Below are 5,129 nucleotides of genomic sequence, written 5' to 3' on the forward strand. Positions count from 1 at the left end.
CGCCGAGGGCGGCGGCGCCTGGGATGGTTTCTGCTGGTGTGGCTGCCGGGAGGTCTTCATCTGCGTTCATCGCTTTCTAGGCTACCGTGCGCGCCTGCCGCGACCGGCGCCGGTGGCGATCCTTCTGGGGCCTGCCACCGGGAACCCTACTGATCGGGTGTCTTGTCCCCGGTGTCGGGTCCCTCGGCGGGGTCCTGGGCGTGAACGCCGGTGTCCGCCGGGTCGGCCGTGCGGTCGCCCTCGGCGGGCGCCTCGGTATGGTGGCGGGGGACAGCTTCCTGGCCTTCATTCTTCTTGTTCATGTCTTTTCCCTCCGGGAGTAGTGCTGAAACCGTTTCCGGCCCACTGTAGGCTCGATGCTTACGTGCACGCAACGGATTCCCCGGTCGTGCCGACTCCGGACGACAGGACCGGGCGCGGTGCCCCTCGCCCGACTTCCCCGTTCGCCCGCCGTGAAGAGGATGGAATGTCTGCTGCTACTGAGGTGAACGCCGGACGCGGTGCCCGTCTGGGTCTGGCCTTTGCGGGCGTGATGCTGATCGCCGTGAACCTGCGGGTCTCCTTCGTCAGCGTCGGTCCCCTGCTGAACGACATCAGCACCGATCTGGGACTGTCCAGTGCCGGCGCCGGATTCCTCACCGGATTGCCGCTGATCGCCTTCGCGGTCTTTTCACCCGTCGCACCCGTCTTCGCTTCACGGCTCGGCCTCGACCGGGCGCTGTGGGCCTCCCTGCTGCTGCTCACGGCGGGAATCGTCCTTCGTTCGGTACCCCTGACGGGGCTGATCTGGGTAGGAACAGGTCTCATCGGGGTCGCCATCGCCTTCCTCAATGTCCTGGTGCCGTCCCTCGTGAAGCGGGACTTTCCGGGACGGGTCAGCCAGGTGACCGGGAGCTACACGGCGGCCCAGGCCGCGGCGGCAGCCTTCGGTGCGGCCCTCGTGGTGCCCATCGCCCAGGTGCCGCAGGCGGGCTGGAGGGTTGCCCTCGGCATCTGGGCCGGACTCGCCCTGATCGCGGTAGCGGCACTATTGCCACGCCTGCTGCGGCACGGCAGACAACGTCAGGCGCCCGAACAGCACCGGGTGCCCTATCTTTCGCCCTGGAGATCGGTGCTCGGGTGGCAGGTCACCTTCTTCATGGGACTGCAGTCCGTCGCGTTCTACGTGCTGATGGCCTGGCTTCCCAGTATTGAACAGTCGCAGGGAGTGTCCGAGGCAGCGGCCGGAACACACCTGTCGATCTTCCTGCTCGTGAGCGTGGGTGCCAGCCTCGCCACGGGTGCCCTCCTGCACAGGCTTCCCGACCAGCGTCTCATCGCGTTGGCGGGCAGCGTGCTCGCCCTCATCACCTATTCAGGGCTGGCTGTGGCACCAGGGCTCACCATGGTGTGGGTGGTCACGGGTGCCGTGGGCTGCGGCAGCCTGATCGTCGTCGCCCTGTCGCTGTTCAGTCTCCGCACTGTCCACCATTCCCAGGCCGCGGCACTTTCGGGGATGGCCCAGTCGGTCGGATACGCACTGGGGGCGGCGGGCCCGGTGGCGTTCGGGGCGCTCCGGGATTGGAGCGGTGGGTGGACCCTGCCCCTCGCCGTGACCGCCGGCAGCATGGTGATCCTGTGCCTCACCGCCGTACTCTCGGGGCGGGATCGGCTGATTCAGGACGTGCGGCCCTAGGTTCCCACCCTGCCGGCTTCCGTTCTACGCGTGATTCCCGGCGCCGCCGTCGTCGTCCTTCGGCTCGTCCTCCTCGGGCTCGAAGTTCGACGGTTCATCCGTCGTGGTGGCTCCGATGCCGTTCTCGGTGTCCGGAATGGTGCCCTCGGGTCCCGTTCCCTGTTCGTGCTCGTTGTTCCTCGATTTGTCCGGCGTATTCATCGGGGGGTCCTCTCGTGCTGATTGGCGCGTGTACCGATCACTCTAGACTCCGTGCTGCCTGACTCCGTGGAATTTCGAACCTGCCGTGCCCGCTAGATGACGCCGAGCGCGAGCATGGCGTCCGCCACCTTGACGAAACCGCTGATATTCGCGCCGGCGACGTAGTTTCCCGGAACGCCGTATTCGTCAGCTGTCGCTGCGCACCGGTCATGGATGCCGACCATGATCTCAGTCAGGCGCTGCTCGGTGTGTTCGAAGGTCCAGGAATCCCTGCTCGCGTTCTGCTGCATCTCCAGGGCCGACGTGGCAACGCCGCCCGCATTGGCCGCCTTGCCCGGGCCGAAGAGGACGTCGGCCTGCTGGAAGGCCTCGACGGCCGAGGGGGTGCATGGCATGTTCGCTCCCTCGGCTACCGCCAGCACCCCGGAGGTGATGAGCGCACCGGCAGCTGACTCGTCCAGCTCGTTCTGCGTGGCACACGGCAGGGCAACCGTTCCCCCCACGTCCCAGATGGACCCACCGGCAACGAAATGGGCGCCGGAGCCCCGCCTGTCGACATACTCGGAGATCCGGCCGCGCTCGTTCTCCTTCAACTGGCGCAGCAGCTCCACATCGATACCGGACTCATCGACGATGTACCCGGAGGAATCGGAACACGCGACCACGGTCGCCCCGAACTGCTGGGCCTTGGCGATGGCATGAACGGCGACATTTCCCGAGCCGGAGACGATCACCCGCTGGCCCTCGAAGTCCAGGCCCCTGGCCCTCAGCATCTCCCTGGCGAAAAGTACGGTTCCGTACCCAGTGGCCTCCGGGCGGACGAGGGAGCCGCCCCAGCTGACACCTTTGCCGGTGAGCACGCCGGATTCGTACCGATTGGTGATCCGCTTGTACTGACCGAACAGGTATCCGATCTCCCGGCCGCCGACACCGATGTCACCGGCCGGCACATCGGTGTACTCGCCAATATGTCGGTAGAGCTCGGTCATGAAGGACTGGCAGAACCGCATCACCTCGGCGTTGGATTTGCCTCGGGGATCGAAGTCCGAACCGCCCTTGCCTCCGCCGATCGGCATGCCGGTCAGCGCGTTCTTGAAGAGCTGCTCGAAACCGAGGAACTTCACGATCCCCAGGTACACCGAGGGGTGGAAACGCAGGCCGCCCTTGTACGGGCCGAGTGCGGAGTTGAATTCGACGCGGAACCCACGATTGATCTGGACGGTGCCCGAGTCGTCCACCCAGGGGACGCGGAAAATGATCTGCCTCTCCGGTTCGCAGATCCGCTCCAGGACGGCGGCGTCAACGAACTCCGGGTGCTTCTTCAGCACAGGGCCCAGCGAATCGAAGACTTCGACCACGGCCTGGTGGAACTCGCTCTCGCCGGGGTTGCGTCGGAATACCTCGTCACGGATGGAAAACAGGGCCGGGTCCATGGAACTCCTCAGTAGCAGTTGATGTACTTTCCATCAGTTCTCCGATTCAGGCTCTCGAACCCGTCAGCCGATGTCAAAGTGTTGCGGAAATCGGGCGATCGGGGTGGAAAAAGCTGTTGCGCCGCTCGGGTACGGCAAGTAGCGTGGATGCACTTTCATCGCGGCCGTCCCGCCGACACCACCACGCCGGCGAATTCCCTGGCGAATCCGGCGGTGATCACGGAGCGAAGCACTCGCTGCCGGGCCGAGAGATAAGGGAAACGACGTGGCTTCCACCCGCGGATACGACGGCGTTTCACCGATCCCCGGTCCGCACCCGAAACCGCTGATCGGGAACCTCGACCAGATCGACCCTCACGGCCTGGCCCAGGGTTTCATGAGGTTGGCCGGACGGTACGGCGAGATCTTCGCGGTGAACCTGCCCGGCCGGAATGGGCGGACCATCCTGGTGTCCTCCCAGCGGTTGGCCGATGAACTGTGCGACGAGGAACGGTTCGACAAGGCGGTGCACGAGGCCCTGCGGCACGCGAAAGACTTCGCCGGGGACGGCTTGTTCACGGCACGCACTGAGGAGGCGAACTGGGGCAAGGCGCACCGCGTCCTCATGCCCGCCTTCGGTCCGGAAGCGCTGCAGGGGATGTTCGACGGGATGGCCGACATCGCAGATCAGCTGCTGCTGAAGTGGGAACGGCTGGGGGAGTCGTCCCGGTTCGACGTCGCTCATGACACAACGCGCCTTACCCTCGACACCATTGCGCTGTGCTCGTTCAGCTACCGGTTCAACAGCTTCTACACGGAGGGGATGAACCCGTTCGTCGAGGCCATGGTGCGCGCGCTCGAGGAGGCGGGGGCGCGGATGCGTCGGGTGCCGGTCCAGACCCGGCTCATGCTCCTGACACAGCGGCAGTACGGCACGGACATCCGGTTCATGCACGACGTCGCAGACCGCCTCATCGACCAGAGGTTGAAGTCTCCGCTCCCGGAGGGTGCCACGGACATCCTCGGCACGATGCTCGAGGCAGCTGATCCGGTGACGGGGGAGCGGCTGTCTAAGGAGAACGTGCGCTACCAGATGGTCACCTTCCTTATCGCAGGGCATGAGACAACAAGCGGTCTCCTGACGTTCGCCATCTATGAACTGCTCAGGAACCCGGCGGTCAGGGCTCGGGCCCAGGCGGAGGTGGACGAGGTCCTGGGGCGGAATCGCCCGGCACTTGAGCACCTTCCGCGGTTGACCTACCTCGATCAGGTTCTCAAGGAAACCCTGCGTCTGTGGCCTACGGCCCCTGCCTTCGCCGTCCACTGCCGCAGCGAGGAAACCGTCCTCGGTGGGCAGTACCGGATCCGTCGGGAGGATGAGATCCTGGTGCTTTTACCCACCCTGCACCGGGATGCCGCGGTATGGGGAGACGCCGCGGAGACATTCGATCCCGGTCATTTTTCCTTCGAGAACGTCAGGAACCGACCGCCCAATGCGTGGAAGCCGTTCGGCAACGGACAGCACTCGTGTATCGGCCGCGGATTCGCGTTGCAGGAAGCGCAACTGTTCCTCGCCATGCTGCTGCAACGCTTCGATCTCTCCCTGGCGAACCCGGACTACCACCTGAAAATCAGGGAGACCCTCACCCTCAAGCCTGCGGAGATGTTCATCCACGCAGCCCGCCGGGCCGTCGAACCCAACAGCAGTACTACCGACCCGCAACCGGCGCTGGCGCCTGCTCCCGTCCCGGCGTCAGGAACCAGCGCCCCACTCACGGTCCTGTACGGCTCCAACTCCGGTTCCGCGAAGGCGTTCGCCCACCGGATCGCCGCCGATTCCG

General features: G+C 65.5%; 5 protein-coding genes. 2 read left to right on the top strand and 3 right to left on the bottom strand.

The window, feature by feature from the left end:
- Positions 1 to 146: 146 nt before the first annotated feature.
- On the bottom strand, positions 147 to 302 hold the full coding sequence (locus tag Y705_RS22570; protein WP_173401067.1) for a hypothetical protein: 156 nt from the start codon (positions 300 to 302) through the stop codon (positions 147 to 149).
- A gap of 164 nt (positions 303 to 466) precedes the next feature.
- Between Y705_RS22570 and Y705_RS0109570 the strand changes: the two genes are divergently transcribed.
- Positions 467 to 1,675: an MFS transporter gene (locus tag Y705_RS0109570; RefSeq protein ID WP_026532700.1), complete on the top strand. Its 1,209-nt coding sequence runs from the start codon at positions 467 to 469 to the stop codon at positions 1,673 to 1,675.
- 24 nt (positions 1,676 to 1,699) lie between these two features.
- Here the strand turns inward: Y705_RS0109570 and Y705_RS22575 are convergent, their stop codons facing one another.
- Together Y705_RS22575 and gdhA are read right to left on the bottom strand one after the other, a co-directional pair.
- Positions 1,700 to 1,876: a hypothetical protein gene (locus tag Y705_RS22575; RefSeq protein WP_173401068.1), complete on the bottom strand. Its 177-nt coding sequence runs from the start codon at positions 1,874 to 1,876 to the stop codon at positions 1,700 to 1,702.
- A 92-nt stretch (positions 1,877 to 1,968) separates the two neighbouring features.
- A complete protein-coding gene (gdhA, locus tag Y705_RS0109580; protein WP_026532701.1) occupies positions 1,969 to 3,309 on the bottom strand; it encodes an NADP-specific glutamate dehydrogenase in 1,341 nt (446 codons plus the stop codon).
- Positions 3,310 to 3,574: 265 nt separating this feature from the next.
- Here gdhA and Y705_RS18800 point away from each other — a divergent pair.
- Positions 3,575 to 5,129 (top strand): cytochrome P450 (locus Y705_RS18800; protein ID WP_155850009.1); only part of this gene is annotated, 1,555 nt, incomplete at its 3' end.

The organism is Arthrobacter sp. H41, from assembly GCF_000520535.1.
Lineage (GTDB): Bacteria > Actinomycetota > Actinomycetes > Actinomycetales > Micrococcaceae > Arthrobacter_D.